At 75.7% G+C, this 15,065-nt stretch carries 11 protein-coding genes; 7 read left to right on the forward strand and 4 right to left on the reverse strand.

The genetic code is table 11. The features are described from left to right. Positions 1-111 precede the first annotated feature (111 nt). Together ACTWP5_RS12815 and ACTWP5_RS12820 are read right to left on the reverse strand one after the other, a co-directional pair. The gene (locus tag ACTWP5_RS12815) at positions 112-1,137 is read right to left on the reverse strand and encodes a LuxR C-terminal-related transcriptional regulator (RefSeq protein ID WP_443221001.1); all 1,026 of its coding nucleotides are present in this window, start codon (positions 1,135-1,137) and stop codon (positions 112-114) included. A 227-nt stretch (positions 1,138-1,364) separates the two neighbouring features. Then, on the reverse strand, positions 1,365-1,946 hold the full coding sequence (locus ACTWP5_RS12820) for a DUF6328 family protein (protein ID WP_443221002.1): 582 nt from the start codon (positions 1,944-1,946) through the stop codon (positions 1,365-1,367). A gap of 202 nt (positions 1,947-2,148) precedes the next feature. On the opposite strand from ACTWP5_RS12820, the gene ACTWP5_RS12825 reads away from it, so the two are divergent. From ACTWP5_RS12825 to ACTWP5_RS12835, 3 genes are all read left to right on the forward strand, one after another. Continuing rightward, positions 2,149-3,702: an MFS transporter gene (locus tag ACTWP5_RS12825; protein ID WP_443221003.1), complete on the forward strand. Its 1,554-nt coding sequence runs from the start codon at positions 2,149-2,151 to the stop codon at positions 3,700-3,702. Between the two features lie 167 nt (positions 3,703-3,869). Next, positions 3,870-5,729, forward strand: coding sequence for a protein kinase domain-containing protein (locus tag ACTWP5_RS12830; protein ID WP_443221004.1), 1,860 nt, complete (start codon positions 3,870-3,872; stop codon positions 5,727-5,729). 47 nt (positions 5,730-5,776) lie between these two features. After that, on the forward strand, positions 5,777-6,274 hold the full coding sequence (locus ACTWP5_RS12835; RefSeq protein WP_443221005.1) for a hypothetical protein: 498 nt from the start codon (positions 5,777-5,779) through the stop codon (positions 6,272-6,274). An 86-nt stretch (positions 6,275-6,360) separates the two neighbouring features. On the opposite strand, the gene ACTWP5_RS12840 is transcribed toward ACTWP5_RS12835, so the two are convergent. Next, entirely contained in the window at positions 6,361-7,485 is a 1,125-nt protein-coding gene (locus ACTWP5_RS12840) for an aminoglycoside phosphotransferase family protein (RefSeq protein ID WP_443221006.1), read from the reverse strand. A 247-nt stretch (positions 7,486-7,732) separates the two neighbouring features. Here ACTWP5_RS12840 and ACTWP5_RS12845 point away from each other — a divergent pair, with 247 nt between their 5' ends. Then, entirely contained in the window at positions 7,733-9,202 is a 1,470-nt protein-coding gene (locus ACTWP5_RS12845; RefSeq protein WP_443221007.1) for a DNA-binding protein NsdB, read from the forward strand. 106 nt (positions 9,203-9,308) lie between these two features. Here ACTWP5_RS12845 and ACTWP5_RS12850 read toward each other — a convergent pair whose 3' ends face one another. Beyond that, positions 9,309-10,811: a PP2C family protein-serine/threonine phosphatase gene (locus ACTWP5_RS12850; RefSeq protein WP_443221008.1), complete on the reverse strand. Its 1,503-nt coding sequence runs from the start codon at positions 10,809-10,811 to the stop codon at positions 9,309-9,311. 289 nt (positions 10,812-11,100) lie between these two features. On the opposite strand from ACTWP5_RS12850, the gene ACTWP5_RS12855 reads away from it, so the two are divergent. From ACTWP5_RS12855 to ACTWP5_RS12865, 3 genes are all read left to right on the forward strand, one after another. Next, a complete protein-coding gene (locus tag ACTWP5_RS12855) occupies positions 11,101-12,561 on the forward strand; it encodes a HEAT repeat domain-containing protein (protein ID WP_443221009.1) in 1,461 nt (486 codons plus the stop codon). Positions 12,562-12,700: 139 nt separating this feature from the next. Beyond that, positions 12,701-13,825: a glycosyltransferase family 4 protein gene (locus ACTWP5_RS12860; RefSeq protein ID WP_443221010.1), complete on the forward strand. Its 1,125-nt coding sequence runs from the start codon at positions 12,701-12,703 to the stop codon at positions 13,823-13,825. Next, entirely contained in the window at positions 13,822-15,018 is a 1,197-nt protein-coding gene (locus ACTWP5_RS12865; RefSeq protein ID WP_443221011.1) for a glycosyltransferase, read from the forward strand. Before ACTWP5_RS12860 ends, ACTWP5_RS12865 begins: the two co-directional genes overlap by 4 nt. Positions 15,019-15,065 lie beyond the last annotated feature (47 nt).

Consider the following 15,065-nt stretch of genomic DNA (forward strand, 5'->3'; position numbering starts at 1 on the left):
GCGCCGGCAGGGCCGGCACACGACCGCCCGGCACACGACCGCCCGGCACACGACCGCCCGGCACACGACCGCCCGGCACAGGGCCGCCGGGCACACGACCGCCGGCCGCCGTCAGAGCCAGCCGCGTTCGCGGGCCAACAGGGCCGCCTGCGCCCGGGTCGAGGCGCCCAGGCGCCGCATCACGTCCGCGATGTGACGGCGGTAGGTCCGCACCGAGACGCCCAGGTCGCGGGCGCCCGTCTCGTCCTTGCTGACCTCGCACATCATGCGCAGCACGCGAAGCTCCGGCTCCGACAGCTCCGGGCCCCGCTCCCCGCCCGGCTCCCGCAGCTCGACGGCCACGTCCTCGGCCTGGTCCCACACCTTCTCGAACAACCCCAGCAGGGTGCTGACCAGCGCCCGGCCCCGCACCAGCAGGGCGCCGTGCTCGATGTTCTTCGGATCCTGCGGCATCAGCGCCACCCTGCGGTCGTAGACCGCGACCTGGTCCGACATCTGCGCCGCCACCCTGACCTGCCCACCCCTGGCCAGCAGCTCCCGCAGATAGCCGGCGACCGGCGCGTGCCGCAGCGCCTCCGGCGGCACCACCAGCCGTCTGCGCACCCCCCGCCGCAGCGCCCGCCACTCCAGCGCCCGCGCCTGGCCGACCCGCGTGGACATCAGGTCGACGCCCGGCTCGACCGAGACGATCTCCTCCCTGGCGAAGAACGCCAGGTCCTCCATCCGACTGCGCAGCTCCTCCTTCCCGTCCAGCTCCTCCACACCGCTCTCGCCGCCGAAGCCGCCCGCCATGCCTCCCTCCGCCGAGGCAGCCGAGCTCTCCGCGCGTAGCCCCGCCAGCACGTGCCGGCTCTGGGTGAGGCGCTGGACCTCCTGGTAGACGTCCCGCAGGCGCAGCTCGGTCAGCCGCGCCACCGCCATCTCCGGATCGGTCGGACACATGCACTCCGGCCGATCCCCGGGTCTGAGCAGGCGTAGCTCGACGAGCCGCGCCACGGCCCGGTCCAGCGCGCGCTGTTCGACGCCGAGCGCCACGAGGGCACCCTCGACAGCCGATTCCGGGTGCCGGAGAAAGTGCCGGTACACCCTCTCCTCCAGAGGGGAAACCCCGAAGACGTCCATGTCGTTGCCGTGCACGGCGAGCCTCCTGCGGTGAGCGGCTGTGCTGGTCAGGCACAGGGCAGGTGTGGGGACGCGAGACGCCGTCAGTCTCGGATGATCCCATGGTTCCTGCCCACTGCCGCCCGTGGGTGAACGTGGGGAGAACGCCAGGCGGTGGCGCCGCCCGGTCCCACGCCCGCGGCCACTGACGGCGTGTCAGCTCACCTGGCGCGCGCCGCCCCACGGAGGCCGTCGGCGACGCGTCACCTCGGGGCGCCGGGGCCCCTGGGCCCGCCCGGAGGACGGTCCCGGCCGTCCGCGTGGCGGTGCGGTCGGCGCGGCGTGGCGCGGCCGACGAGGGCCGGGAGGGCGCCCCACAGGCAGCCGCACAACACCAGGCAGCCCACCGCGACGGCGATGCCGGCACCCCGCCCCTCGACGACGTCCACCACCAGCAGCAGCGCGCCCGTGAACGTCAGCGCCAGGACGCCGAGTCCCGCGGTGGCCAGGCGGGACGAGGTGTGCACGATGGCTCGCTTGTGGCCCCGCTGGAACAGCACCCGGTGGAGCGCGACCGGGGCGACGAACAGCACCGTCGCGACCATCGCGAGCAGCAGCGTCACGACGTAGACGGCGCGCTGCGTCCCGTCGAGGTCCTCGAACCCGTCGGTGAAGGCGAGGGTGAGGAGGAAGGCGAACAGGATCTGCACGCCGGTCTGGGTGACGCGCAGCTCCTGGAGGAGCTCCGCGAGGTTGCGGTCGTCCCGTTCCGCGGGGGTCTCCCGGCGTCGTGCGTGCGGGGCGTCGTCGTCGGGGAGCGGGCGGTCGTCGGCACTGCGAGGCATCGCTCACGGGTGCCCGGCGCGCCCCGCCGCAAACCAGGGTTTCCGCGCGACGGCGGAGGCTACCCGCCGAAGGCTGTACCGCCGACCGGAGGGAGTCCCGCGTGCGTCACCCGCTCGCCGACCCCGTGCGCGCCCGGACGCGCGGGCGCACCGCCCGGCGGGCCCGGCGGCCCCGTGCCGCCCGGCCGGCCAGGACCACGCCGTGACGACGCGGGCGGGAAGCGGCCGGCTCCACACCACGAACGTGCCGGCCCGGCTCGACCGGCTGCCGTGGTCGCGGTGGCACTGGACCATCGTGATCGGCCTGGGCACCGTGTGGATCCTCGACGGGCTCGAGGTCACCGTGGTCGGGAACATCGCCAGCCGCCTGTCGGAGGAGGGCAGCGGCCTGCCCATCACCGCCTCCGAGGTGACGGGCGTCGCCGCCGCCTCGTACGTCGCCGGCGCCTGCTTGGGGGCGCTGTTCTTCGGGTGGCTGACCGACGTCTTCGGCCGCAGGAAGCTCTTCCTGATCACCCTGGCCGTGTACCTGGGTGCCACCGCGTTGACCGCGCTGGCGTTCGAGTCCTGGTGGTTCTTCCTGTTCCGCTTCGTCACCGGCTTCGGCATCGGCGGGGAGTACGCGGCGATCAACTCGGCGATCGACGAGCTCATCCCGGCCAGGTACCGCGGCCGGGTCGACCTGATCATCAACGGCAGCTACTGGCTGGGCGCGGTCGGCGGTGCCCTGCTGTCCGTCGTCATGCTGAACACCTCGCTCTTCCCGGCCGACGTCGGCTGGCGGCTGACCTTCGCGCTCGGTGTGGTCCTGGGCCTGGTCATCCTGCTGGTGCGCCGCACCGTCCCCGAGTCGCCGCGCTGGATGTTCATCCACGGCCGGGGCGAGGAGGCGGAGGCGCTGGTCGCCGACGTGGAACGGCGGATCGAGGCCGAGACCGGCCGGACCCTTCCGCCCCCCGAGGGCGAGATCACCATCCGTCAGCGCCGCACCATCGGCTTCGTCACCATCGCCAGGACCGTCTTCCGCGACTACCCGCGCCGCGCGACGCTCGGCCTGTCCCTCTTCGTCGGCCAGGCGTTCCTCTACAACGCGATCACCTTCGGCTACGGCGCGATCCTGGTGTCCTTCTTCGACGTGCGGTCCGACCACACCGGCTACTACTTCGCCGTCATCGCGGTGGGGAACTTCCTCGGCCCGCTGCTGCTCGGACACTTCTTCGACACCGTCGGGCGGCGCCCGATGATCTCGGGAACGTACCTGGCCAGCGGGCTGCTGCTGTTCGGCACCGCCGCCCTGTTCGACGGCGGCCACCTGGACGCGACGACGATGACCGCCTGCTGGTGCGCAGTGCTCTTCTTCGCCTCGGCCGGCGCCAGCAGCGCCTACCTGACGGTCAGCGAGATCTTCCCCATGGAGACCAGGGCCCTGGCCATCGCGTTCTTCTACGCGGTCGGCACGGCGGTCGGCGGTATCACCGGCCCGCTGGTCTTCGCCGACCTGACCGAGAGCGGCGTGGTCGCCGACACGGTGATCGCGTTCCAGCTCGGCGCCGCGGTGATGACGGCGGCGGGCCTGGTGGCGCTCTTCCTCGCCCTCCCCGCCGAACGGCGCTCGCTGGAGTCCCTGGCCCGGCCGCTGTCCGCCGTCGGGAGCCGCGAGCACGGCCCGGCGGGCGCGACGCGCACGGCCGACCCGACGGGCACGACCGGCCCGACGGGGTCGGCGGGGTCGGCCTCCGGGCCGTCGACGCCGTGACCGCGGCCCCCGGCCCGCGGCGGGCGACGCCCCACGCGTCGGCGGGCCACGAGCCGCCCCGCGAGGCCTGATCGGGTACCAGGGCATAAGAACGGCCGGGCCTGGAAGCCATACTGGGGAGGCGTGGTGAAGGAAACCGGGCCGACGACGGGGGCGAGAGACAGGCGATGGCGCAAGGGACGCTGATCCATGGCCGCTACCAGCTGCTCGAACTGATCGGGCGCGGGGGCATGGGCGAGGTCTGGCGTGCCCGGGACGAGGCGTTGGACCGGCGTGTCGCCGTCAAGTGCCTGAAGCCGCTCGGCTCCCGCCACGAGGAGTCCTTCCTGAACGCGCTGCGCCAGCGCTTCCGCCGTGAGGCGCGCGTCGCCGCCGGTCTGCAGCACCGCGGCGTCACCGTCGTGCACGACTTCGGCGAGCACGAGGGCGTCCTCTACCTGGTGATGGAGCTGCTGGAGGGCCGCAACCTCTCCGAGGTCCTCAGCGACCGCCGCCAGGCCCCGCTGCCGGTGGTCGAGGTCACCGACATCGCCGACCAGGTCGCCGCCGCCCTCGCCTACACCCACGACCGCGGCATCGTCCACCGGGACCTGAAGCCGGCGAACATCATGCGCCTGACCGACGGCACGGTGAAGATCTGCGACTTCGGCATCGCGCGCCTCGCCCACGACATCGGCATGAGCGCCAAGCTGACGTCCGTCGGCATGGCCATGGGCACGCCGCACTACATGTCGCCCGAGCAGATCGCCGGCACCACCGTGGACCACCGCAGCGACCTGTACTCCTTCGGCTGCGTGCTGTACGAGCTGGTGACCGGTGCCCCCCCGTTCGACCTCGGCGACCCCTACGCCATCCTCGTCGGGCACCGGGACACCGCCCCCGAGCCGCCCCGCTCCCGCCGGCCCGAGATCCCCGAGGGGCTGGAGCGCTTCATCCTCGACCTGCTCGCCAAGGACCCCGACGACCGCCCCGAGGACGCGGCCGACGTCGCCCGGGGCCTCGTCGCCGCGGCGGCCCAGGACGGCCCGCGCCCCGCGATCCGCCACGCCACCGGCCAGATCGTCAGCCAGGCGACGGGACAGGTGCCCGCGCAGCGCTCGCCGGCCGAGCGGCTGCCGGAGTGGACCCGGGGCATGAGCGCCGGCTCCCGGGCGAGCGGCTCCTGGTCGTTGCGGCTGCCGCCGCCCGACCGCTCCGCGGGCCTGACCGGGCAGTGGACGGGCATGGTGAGCACCACCGTCACCCAGCTCCCGCAGGAGCGGCGCGGTCCCGCCCCCGAGTACCTCGCCGTGCTGGCGAGCCGGCAGAGCGCGGCGCGCAGCCTGGGCCGGCTCGGCCGCTGGCCGGAGGCGTACGAGGTCCACAGGACCGTCGCCGCCGAGCGGGAGCGCGTCCTGGGAGCGCACCACCCCGAGACCCTCGACAGCCGGTTCGAGACCGCCTACGCCCTGGGCCGGCTGGGCCGCTGGGAGGAGGCGCTCGCCACCTACCAGGAGGTCACGCAGGCCCGCGCCGCCGTGCTCGGCGCCGACCACCCGACGACGCTCGACGCGCGCTACGAGATCGGCATCAGCCTCGGCCGCCTCGGCCGCCGCGCCGAGGCGCTGGACCTCTACCGCGAGCTGGTCGTCGCGCGCACCCGCAGCCAGGGGCGCGCCCACCCGGAGACGCTCCGGGCACGCCACGGCCTCGGCATCAGCCTGGGACGGATGGGGCACTGGGACCAGGCGCTGGCCGAGGCGCGCCAGGTGTGGGCGGCCCGCTCCCAGATCCTCGGCCCCGACCACCCCGACACGTTGGTCAGCCGCCGGGAGATCGCCGTGGCGCTCGGCTGGCTCGGGAGGTGGGAGGAGGCGCTGACCGAGTACCGCCAGGTCCGCCAGGCCCGTGAGCGGGTGCTGGGCGCCGGGCACCCCGACTCGCTGCTGAGCCGCAACGACGAGGCGCACTGCCTGGAGCGCCTCGGCCGCGCGGGCGAGGCCGTCGAGCTCTACCGTCAGGTCGCGGCCCCCCGCGACGGCGGGTAGGCCCCTCGGGCCGAGCCGCGCCGGCGGAGCCCACGTACCATGGCGGCATGTCGTTTCTCCGCCGCCGCAGCTCCGCTTCGCCCGCCGGGCCGGACTTCGACGTCCTGGCCATGGACCCGGGGGACTGGCCAGGCATACTCGGCGCGGGACTGCTGCCCGCCGCCGACGGCAGCTGCCAGGGTGTGGTCCTCCGTTACGACCTGTTCGGCGGGCGAGGGCCCGCGATGGTCATCGGCAACCTTCCCGAGGGCTCCCCGGCCCGCGAGGTCGGCGAGGACGACGTGCCCTTCGAGGTCCACCAGCTTCTCGCGGCCCTCGGCATCGAGGAGGACGTGAGGGCCACCGGCACCGAGGAGATCCCCGTCATGCACGACGGCAACCTGCTGATCGTGCGCCGGATCTCGTGCACCGAGGGCCGCGTCTCCTGCGTCCAGTTCGACCGCAGCGACGGGGTGCTGGTGACCATCGCGTCCTGGGACCGCCCCATCAGCGAGGAGCTCTACCAGCTGCTCAAGCCCCTGCCGGCGGAGATGTTCCAGCGCTGAGGCCCGCCCCCGGCCCTCTCACCCGCCCCAGCCCTCGCCCCGGCCTGGTCCCGGTCCGCGCCCCGCCCCGCCCCCGCCGCGCCGGATCACCTGGTGCCCACGGCCGCCCTCACCGCGCGCCGCACGAGCGCGCAGTCGTCGTACAGCCGGCGCAGGAGAAGCCGCTGCTCCTCGCCGTACGCCAACGCCCCGGTGACGCCCTGGCCGCTGGGCGGCAGCACCGACGGGGAGCGCATCGCGCGCTGCACCGCGGCCTCGCAGAGGCGGATCTCCCGGGTGAGGACCAGCATCAGGTTCACCAGGAAGGCGTCCCTGCCCGCCGGGCCGTCCACCTGGGCGAGCTGGCTGATCCGGCGGCGGCCGAGGCTCGCGCTGCCGACCAGCACCCACAGCGTCGCCAGGTCGTAGCCCGGCAGGTACCAGCCGGCCGCCTCCCAGCCCACCATCACGGGCCCGGCCGGCGAGAGCACCACGTTCGTCAACGGCGAGCCACCGTGGCAGAACTGCCGCGGCAGCTCCTGCGGGCCGTGTAGCCCGCTCCGGACCCGCAGCCCGAGCAGCAGGGTCTGAAGGTCACTCACGTCGCGGTCGGTGAGCAGGCCCAGCGCGTGGTACCGGGAGAGCTGCGCCGGATAGCTCGGGGCGTGCGGGAAGAAGCCGACGGGCGGACGCCACGCGTTCAGTCGCCGGAGCGCTCCCATGACCACGCGCAGGTCGACCGCCGACGGCGGCACGGCGGGATGGCGGTGGGAGGCGGCGGTCCGGCCGGGCACGAAGTCGACCACGAGCGTTCCCTGGTGCGCGTCGGCCGCGACCAGCGCCGGCACGCGCACCAGCGGTCGGTGGCGGACGAAGCCGCGGTAGACCGCTATCTCCTGCCGGAGGCGCTCCGCCCGGGGGCCGCTCGGCTCCAGCAGGCAGGTGGCCACGGCCGCGCGCCGGCTCGTGGTGCCGAGCAACGTCACGGAGTGTCGGTCGTCCCGTAGGGCCCGCACCGCGTTGAACTCGGGGCAGATCTCGTGCACGGCGAGGAGGGCCTGGCGCAGCCGGGCGCCCCGCGCCCCGGCGAAGTCCAGTCGCCCGCCGGGCGGCAGCGGCAGCCCGGTGCGGCGCGCCCGGCGCGGGCGCTGGTCCACGCCGGGGGCGCCGCTCACCTGGCCGCCCATCCGCGAACGGGCCCGGGTGGCCACGGGGGAGGGTGCTGGGTACATAGGCGGGCATGATCCCTTCATGTTCCGGAATATCCCGAAGTGCGAACCGCGCCCCCGGCCCAGGGTGGCCCGACCGGCACCCTGGGGAAATGCCGTGGAGGTCACCCAGGCCGGGGTGGCGCGTTTCTACCCCACTCCCTCGCGCGGGTGGCACACCATCTGGCGTGCCCTGGCGAACCCTGGCGAATGGTCTTCGGGCCGCCGAGCGGCGGCTAGGGTCAACTCAGCCGAGATCCTGGGGGCTTGAGTGACCGGAGGACCCAACAACCGTCTCGCGGACATGTTCCGGCTCGCCGGATGGTCCAAGGGCGAACTCGCCAGGCTGGTGAACCGGCAGGCGGCGGCCCAGGGCTATCCCCAGCTGGCCACGGACACCTCGCGGGTGCGGCGTTGGATCGACGGGGGGGAGACCCCGCGCGATCCCGTGCCCGAGGTGCTGGCGTTCCTCTTCACCGAGCGACTCGGCCGTGTCGTGACCATCGAGGATCTCGGGTTGCGCCGGCCAGGGGACGCGGGGAAGCGGCGGCCGACGATGGAGCTGCCGTGGGCTCCCCAGCGGACAGCCGAGGTCCTCACCGAATTCACGGGAATGGATCTCATGCTCAATCGACGCGGCGTGGTGAGCGCGGGAGCGGCCCTCGTGGCGGGCTCGGCGCTCAGCGACGCCCTGTACGACTGGCTCCGGGCAGACCCGGACACCACCTCCCCCGACGACTCACCGTCCGTCAGCGACCCCGTGGGCCTTGACCGGTACGAGGCCGTGCCGCTGGGCGCCGAGGAGATCGACGCGCTGGAACGCTCCGTGGAGATCTTCCGCGCCTGGGACGCCACCCGCGGCGGTGGCCTCCAGCGCAAGGCCGTGGTGGGTCAGCTGAACGAGGTCGGCGGCATGCTCGCCTACCGCCACGCCCCGGTGCTCCAGCGCCGCCTGTGGGGCGTGGCGGCCAACCTCGCCGTGCTGGCCGGCTGGATGTCCCACGACGTGGGCATGGAGCCGACCGCCCAGCAGTACTTCCTGATCGCCGCGCACGCCGCCCGCGAGAGCGGTGACCGGCCACGCGCGGCCGAGGCGCTCTCCCGCGCGGCGCGTCAGATGGTGCACCTCTCCCGACCGGGGGAGGCGCTGGACCTGATGCGGCTGGCGCACGCGGGATCGGGGCGGGAGGCGCTGCCGCGCACCCGCTCGATGCTCCTGACCGTCGAGGCGTGGGCGCACGCCGCGACGGGGAACCGGCAGGCCGTGCACCGCACCCTCGGCCAGGCCGAGGAGCTGTTCGTCTCCGACCGGCGTGACGAACCCACGCCCACCTGGATGCAGATGTTCGACGAGGCGGACCTGCACGGCATGCAGGCGCTGGCGCACCGCACGCTGGCCGAGCACGAGCCGTCGGCCGCCCGCCCCGCCGAACGGCACGCCAAGCGGGCGCTGGAGCTCCGTGCCCAGGGGCGGGACCGCTCGCAGATCTTCGACCACATCACGGTGGCCTCGGCGTGCTTCATCGCCGACGACCCGGAGCAGGCCGAGAGCTACGCCCGGCTCGCGTTGAACGCCATAAGGTCCAACTCCTCCCACAGGACGTGGGACCGGCTGAGCGAGATGCACCGGCTGACCGCCGCCTACGCGGACACCCCCGCGGTCAGGGAGCTGCGCGAGGAGATCGGCCAGGCCTTGGCGCGCGCGCCGGGCGGCGCGGCGGCCTCCGGTCGCGCCGTGTGAGACGGACGGGCCGCGGTGGGCGACCCGCGGCGGGCGTCCGGAGCAGGACCGGGCGGCCCCACGGATCCGTGGGGCCGCCGTCGCGTCTCTCCCGGCCGCGCGCGCCTCAGGGCACGACGCGGGCCACCAGCACGCAGGCGTCGTCCTGCCGGCCCGTCTCGCCGCACGACTCCACGAGCTCCTCCAGGCAGTGCTCCGCGCTGCCGGCCGTACTCAGCCGGGGCGCCAGCGCGGCCAGCCGCCGGTCCACGCCGTCCACCGTCCGGACCGCCTCGGGGATGGCTGGAAACAGTCCATCGGTGGCGAGCACCAGCACGTCACCCGGTTCCAGCCGGTCGGTGCGCTGCGCGTACCCGGCGTCGGTCACCGTGCCGAGCAGCGGCCCGGCGGGGCGCGCCAGACCCCGGCCCACCCCGCGCCGGCACAGCATCGGGGCCGGGTGACCCGCCTGCGCCCACACCAGCGTGCCGCCCGCGCCCCGGGGCGCCGGCTCGTAGCGGCAGCAGACGGCGCTGGCCAGCACCGGATGCATGCCGTGGTCGAGCAGTTGGTTGAGGTACCCGAGGAGGTCACCCGGGGCGGCGCCGGTCAGGGCGATGCCGCGGACGGCGCCGAGCGCCGTCGCGGTGCTCGCCGCCGCCGCGGGGCCCTGCCCCGAGAGGTCTCCCACACTGAGCAGCCGGCTGCCGTCCGGCAGCGCGAGCGCGTCGTACCACTTGCCGCTCATCGGCGCGCCGTCCCGCGCCGGCAGGTAGCGGGCGGCGAGTTCGAGAGTGCCGGGCTCGCCCGCCGGCCCCGTCTCCGGCGGGCCGAGCCAGGGAGCCAGCGCGGCCTGGGCGAGCTCCACGGCCACGCCCTGCTCCGCCCGGGTGACGCGCCGCTGCCGCCGCAGCTCCTCGCCCTCCCGCGCCGACGGGCCGAGCGCCGAGCCCGTGGTGAGCGCTCCGGCGCCGCCCTCGCCGAGGACGGCGTCCCTGACCGCGGTCTCGCTGCGGCGCACCTCGCTGACGTCGCGGAACACCGCCCACATCGCCACCGTGCCGCCGCGGTCGTCGAGGATCGGCTCGCCCGACAGCTGCACCGTGCGCGTCGAGCCGTCCTGGCGGACCACCCGGAACTCGCAGTCCATGGGCCGCCCGTCCACCAGGCAGGCGGTGACGGCGGCGGTCAGCGTCGGCTGGTCCTGTTCGAGCAGCCGGGAGGGAAGCTGGTCGAGCGTGAGCGGGCCGTCCCGCTCGTCCCTGCCGAAGATCGCGAAGACCTCCGGGGACCACGTCACGCCGTCGGTCAGCAGGTTCCACTCGGCGCTGCCGACGCGCCCGCCCAGGCGCGCCCGGCCCTCCCGGCTCGTCGTCGCCCTGAGCTCGTCGAGGCGCTCCCCGACGTCCTCCAGCTGGCGGGCGGTGAGGTCCCACACCGCCCGTCGTATCCGCTGCCGCGACCCGCGGGAGGGGCCGGCCCGCCGGACGGCCTCGACCTCCTGGCGCAGGCGGTGGGTCCGGGCGATCAGCGTGTCGAGCGTGGTGAGGTCCCCGGCGTCGGGGCCGTCGGTGCACGCGCCGTCCGCCGCGTCGTCCGTGGAGTGGTCAGGTGGCTGGAAGGAGAGCATGGCGGGTCCCCGAGGAGGCGCGGCAGGGTGGTGTCGCCGGGTGCGGGTCGAGCGTCGCACGTGATCTCGCACAGGGTGGCCGACCCGGCGCGGCGACCGAGGATCACTGACTCCAGACTGTCGCACACCGTTCCGCACAGCGTAAGACTTTCGGCCGCCGGGCGGCCCGCCGGAGGGGAAACCTGCCCGGTCAGGGCCGAGAGAGGTGTAGGCGGGGCCCGGAGGGGCAAGGAGCCGCGCAACGGAAATCCCGTTGCCACCGTAACCTTCGCACCGGATGCTGACCCGTATGTTCGCCAGTCCGATCGAATCAGGCATAGCGCCCAGCGGCACCCTCCTCGGGCTGCTCCAGCGCGGCCGCGGCGACGGGTGGCTGCACGCCCTGGCCGCCCCCCGCGCGACGGCCGTCGCGGCGCTGGAGCACTGTGTGCTGCACGACCCACGCCGTGACTGGCGGCTGGAGCACCGCTCGTTGTACTACGCGCGCCTGTTCAGGGAGCTCGGGGCCGACCTCGACGCGGTCGCCGCCCACCTCTTCCACCCCGACGACCTCGCGGCCGGCGGCGCGGGCGAGGAGCGTGAGGGCGACGAGGAACGCACCGGCCTGGCCCTGTCCGTCCTCGGCCACCTCTCCTCCTACGGCGACCGGCGCGCCCTGACCCTGCTGCGCCGCTACGCCATGGTCGGCGCCAACTGGCGCTGGGCCCTCGACGAGCTGGCGGTCCGCGACGACGACGCCGGGCTCCGGGCCCTCGGGCCCGCGATCCTGGCGCGCTTCCCGCGCACCGAGGCGGGCGAGACGGCCCTGACCATCACCGTGCGGGACTCCTTCGAGCCGCGCCCCTGGCGGGTCTGGGCGGCGGACCCGACCCGCCCCCGGCAGCGCCTCCGGCTGGAGCGCGCCCTGACCAACGGGGACTTCGACCGCTGGCAGCGGCAGATGCGGCCCTCGGGGCCGCGGCCGGACTGGAGCGTGGCGGCCGTCCTGGCCTGGGCCCAGGAGGGCTACGAACAGATCCCGCGGCAGTGGCGCGAGGCGGCGGCGGCGCGTTGCCTGACCGCCGTGGCCGGGCCCGGCGATCGTCCCGCGCTGCGGGCGGCGGCGGCCGACGGGCCACCCGCGGCGCGGGCGGCGGCGCTGCGGCACCTCGCCGAGCGCGGCGACCCCGAGGTCTTCCCGCTGTTGGAGGCGGCGTCCGCCGCCGCGGACGGCGACGTCGCGCGCGCCGCGGTGACGGCGTTCTCCCGGATGAGCGACCGCGGCGCCCTGGCACAGGCCAGGCGCTGGGCCGACCGCCCCGACGAGCTCGGCTCCTGCGCCGCCGCCATGCTGGCCAGCCGCGGCGACGCGAGCGACGCCCCCGGCGTGATGGCCGCGTTGCTGCGCGCCGTGCGCGGTCGTGGCTGCGACGCCAGGGAGCTCGGGCCGCTGGTGGAGGGGGCGGGCCGGCTCGGGGTGAGGAACGCCGTGCCCGTGCTGCGTCACGTCTACCGCGAGACCGCCTCCTCCCAGCTGCGGGGCCACACCGCGCGGGCGCTCGCCGCCACCGACCCGTCCTTCGCCGCGGGCTTCGCCGTGGAGTGCCTGTGGGACTGCGAGGAGGACTCCCGGGAGCTCGCCGCCCGGTTCGTCGCCACGGGCGACGCCCGCGTCGTCGAGCGGCTGCGCCGGCTGGCGGCCGACCCGGCCGAGCGGGCCGAGGTCCAGACGGCGGTGCGCGGCAGGCTCGCCGACCGGACCGTCGGCTGATCGGGAAGCGCCGGCCGGCCGTCCGCCGCCCCGAGCTCGGGCAGCGCTGACGCGTCCATGTCCGAGCGCTCATGGGACGTTCTCCGAACGGACATGCGGATGTGGGCGGGGGCACGCCGGGGCAGGCGACAACGTCGGTATGCGCGTTGCCATCGTCACCGAGTCCTATCCCCCCGACGTCAACGGCGTGGCCCACTGTGCCCTGCAGACCGCTCAGCACCTGTCGCGGCGCGGCCACCACCCGTTGGTGATCACCCCGGCCCCGCCGCCGGGGGTCCGCTCACCCCACGACGGCCCCGCCCCCGTCGTGCACGTCCCCTCCCTGCCGCTGCCCGGCTACCCCCAGGTGCGGGTCGCGCTCCCGAGCCGTCGGCTCGCCGCCGCCCTGACCTCCCACCAGCCGGACATCGTCCACCTCGCGAGCCCGTTCGTCCTCGGCGCGCGCGGCGCCGCGTTCGCCGTCCGCCTCGACGTGCCGGCGGTCGCCGTCTACCAGACCGACCTCGCCGGCTACGCGCGCACCTACCTCGGCGCCGGTGAGCAGGCCGCGTGGCGGCGCATCCGCGCCATCCACTCCGCCGCCGCACTGACCCTCGCGCCCTCCACCGCCTCCGCCACGGCCCTCGCGGCCCACGGCGTCCCCCGGGTGCGGATGTGGGGGCGCGGGGTGGACACCCGGCGCTTCAGGCCCGCCCTGCGTGACGACGCGCTCCGCCACGACCTCGCCCCCGACGGCGAGCTGCTCGTGGGCTACGTCGGGCGACTGGCCCCCGAGAAGCACGTCGAGCTGCTGGCCGAGGCCGGCCGCCTGCCCGGCGTCCGGCTGGTCGTCGTCGGCGACGGCCCGAGCCAGGCGCAGCTGGCCGACGCGCTGCCGGGCGCCCACTTCCTCGGCCGCCGCACCGGCGACGACCTCGCCCGCGTCTACGCGTCCCTCGACGTGTTCGTCCACACCGGCCCGTTCGAGACGTTCTGCCAGACCGTGCAGGAGGCCCAGGCCAGCGGCGTCGCCGTCGTCGCCCCGGCCGTCGGCGGCCCGCTCGACCTCGTCGACGACGGCCGCACCGGCCGCCTCATCCCCCCGGGCGACCCCGCCGCCGTCGCCGCCGCCGTCCGCGAGCTGCGCGACGACCCCGCCCTGCGCGACCGCCTGGCCCGCGACGGGCACGCCGCCGTCGCCGAGCGCACCTGGGAGGCCGTCGGCGACCAGCTCCTGGACCACTACGACGCCGTGCTGCGCACCCGGGCGGTGACGGTCCGGTGAGCCAGCGCACGGGACTGCGGATCGTCCGCCTCGCCAACTTCGTCGCCCCCACCTCCGGCGGCCTGCGCACCGCCCTGCGCGAACTCGGCGCCGGCTACCTCGCCGCCGGCCACGAGCCGGTGCTGGTCGTCCCGGGCGAGGCCGCCCGCGAGGACCAGACCACCCAGGGCCGCGTGATCACGCTCCCCGGCCGCACCGTCCCCGGCACCGGCGGCTACCGCGTCCTCACCGACCGACGGCGGCTGGCCGCGCTGCTCGCCTCGCTCGCCCCCGACCGGCTGGAGGTCTCCGACCGCACCACGCTGCGGTGGACGGGGGAGTGGGCGCGCCGCCACCGGGTGCCCGCCGTGATGGTCTCCCACGAGAGCGTCGACGGCGTGATGGCCACCTGGCGCCTGCCGACGTCACTGTGCCGCCGCACCGCCGACCTGCTCAACCGGCGCACCGCGCACGCCTACACCACGGTGGTGTGCACCACCGACTGGGCCGCCAGGGAGTTCGAGCGCGTCGGCGCCACCAACGTCGTCCGCGCGCCGCTCGGCGTCGACCTCCACCGGTGCCGGCCCCAGCTGCGCGACCCCGACCTGCACCGCGAGTTCGGGCGGGGCGCGCGGGTGCTGCTCGCGATGTGCTCCCGCCTCTCCCCGGAGAAGCGGCCGGGACTCGCCCTGGACGCCCTCGCGGAACTGCTGGAGCGGGGTGTCGACGCGACGCTCGTGGTCGCCGGGGACGGCCCGCTCCACGGCCGGCTGCGGGAGCGGGCGCGGCAGCGGGAACTGCCGGTGGTCTTCACGGGACACATCGGGGACCCGGCCGACCTGGCCGTCCTCCAGGCCACCGCCGACGTGGTGCTGGCGCCAGGGCCTGCGGAGACCTTCGGCCTCGCCGCGATGGAGGCGCTGGCCTGCGGCACCCCCGTGGTCGCCAGCGACCGGTCCGCGGTGCCGGCGCTGCTCGGCGACGCCGGCGCGGTCGCGTCGGGCGACGGACGCTCCTTCGCCGACGGCGTGCAGCGGCTGCTCGCGCGCCCCGAGGCCGGGCGGCGGGCGGCGGCGCGGGCCCGCGCCGAGCGCTTCCCCTGGCACGCGGCGGTCTCGGCCTTCCTCGCCGCCCACCAGGCGCCCGCGCCCGCCGCGCCCGGCGGTGGCGCGCCGCGTCTGGCCTCCGCGCCGGCCGAGGGCGGGCGGGGGTGACCGGGAACGGGCCGCCGCCGGCCGCCCGCTCTCCGCGCTCCGCAGAA

It is taken from the genome of Streptomyces sp. 4N509B, from assembly GCF_052245655.1.
In the GTDB taxonomy this organism is placed as follows: Bacteria; Actinomycetota; Actinomycetes; order Streptomycetales; family Streptomycetaceae; genus Streptomyces.

Bases quoted from the DNA above. Each gene is read 5' to 3' on its own strand.
- ACTWP5_RS12820 (WP_443221002.1), bottom strand. From the start codon at position 1,946: ATGCCTCGCAGTGCCGACGACCGCCCGCTCCCCGACGACGACGCCCCG.
- ACTWP5_RS12830 (WP_443221004.1), top strand. From the start codon at position 3,870: ATGGCGCAAGGGACGCTGATCCATGGCCGCTACCAGCTGCTCGAACTG.
- ACTWP5_RS12835 (WP_443221005.1), top strand. From the start codon at position 5,777: ATGTCGTTTCTCCGCCGCCGCAGCTCCGCTTCGCCCGCCGGGCCGGAC.
- ACTWP5_RS12840 (WP_443221006.1), bottom strand. From the start codon at position 7,485: ATGTACCCAGCACCCTCCCCCGTGGCCACCCGGGCCCGTTCGCGGATG.
- ACTWP5_RS12850 (WP_443221008.1), bottom strand. From the start codon at position 10,811: ATGCTCTCCTTCCAGCCACCTGACCACTCCACGGACGACGCGGCGGAC.
- ACTWP5_RS12855 (WP_443221009.1), top strand. From the start codon at position 11,101: ATGTTCGCCAGTCCGATCGAATCAGGCATAGCGCCCAGCGGCACCCTC.
- ACTWP5_RS12860 (WP_443221010.1), top strand. From the start codon at position 12,701: ATGCGCGTTGCCATCGTCACCGAGTCCTATCCCCCCGACGTCAACGGC.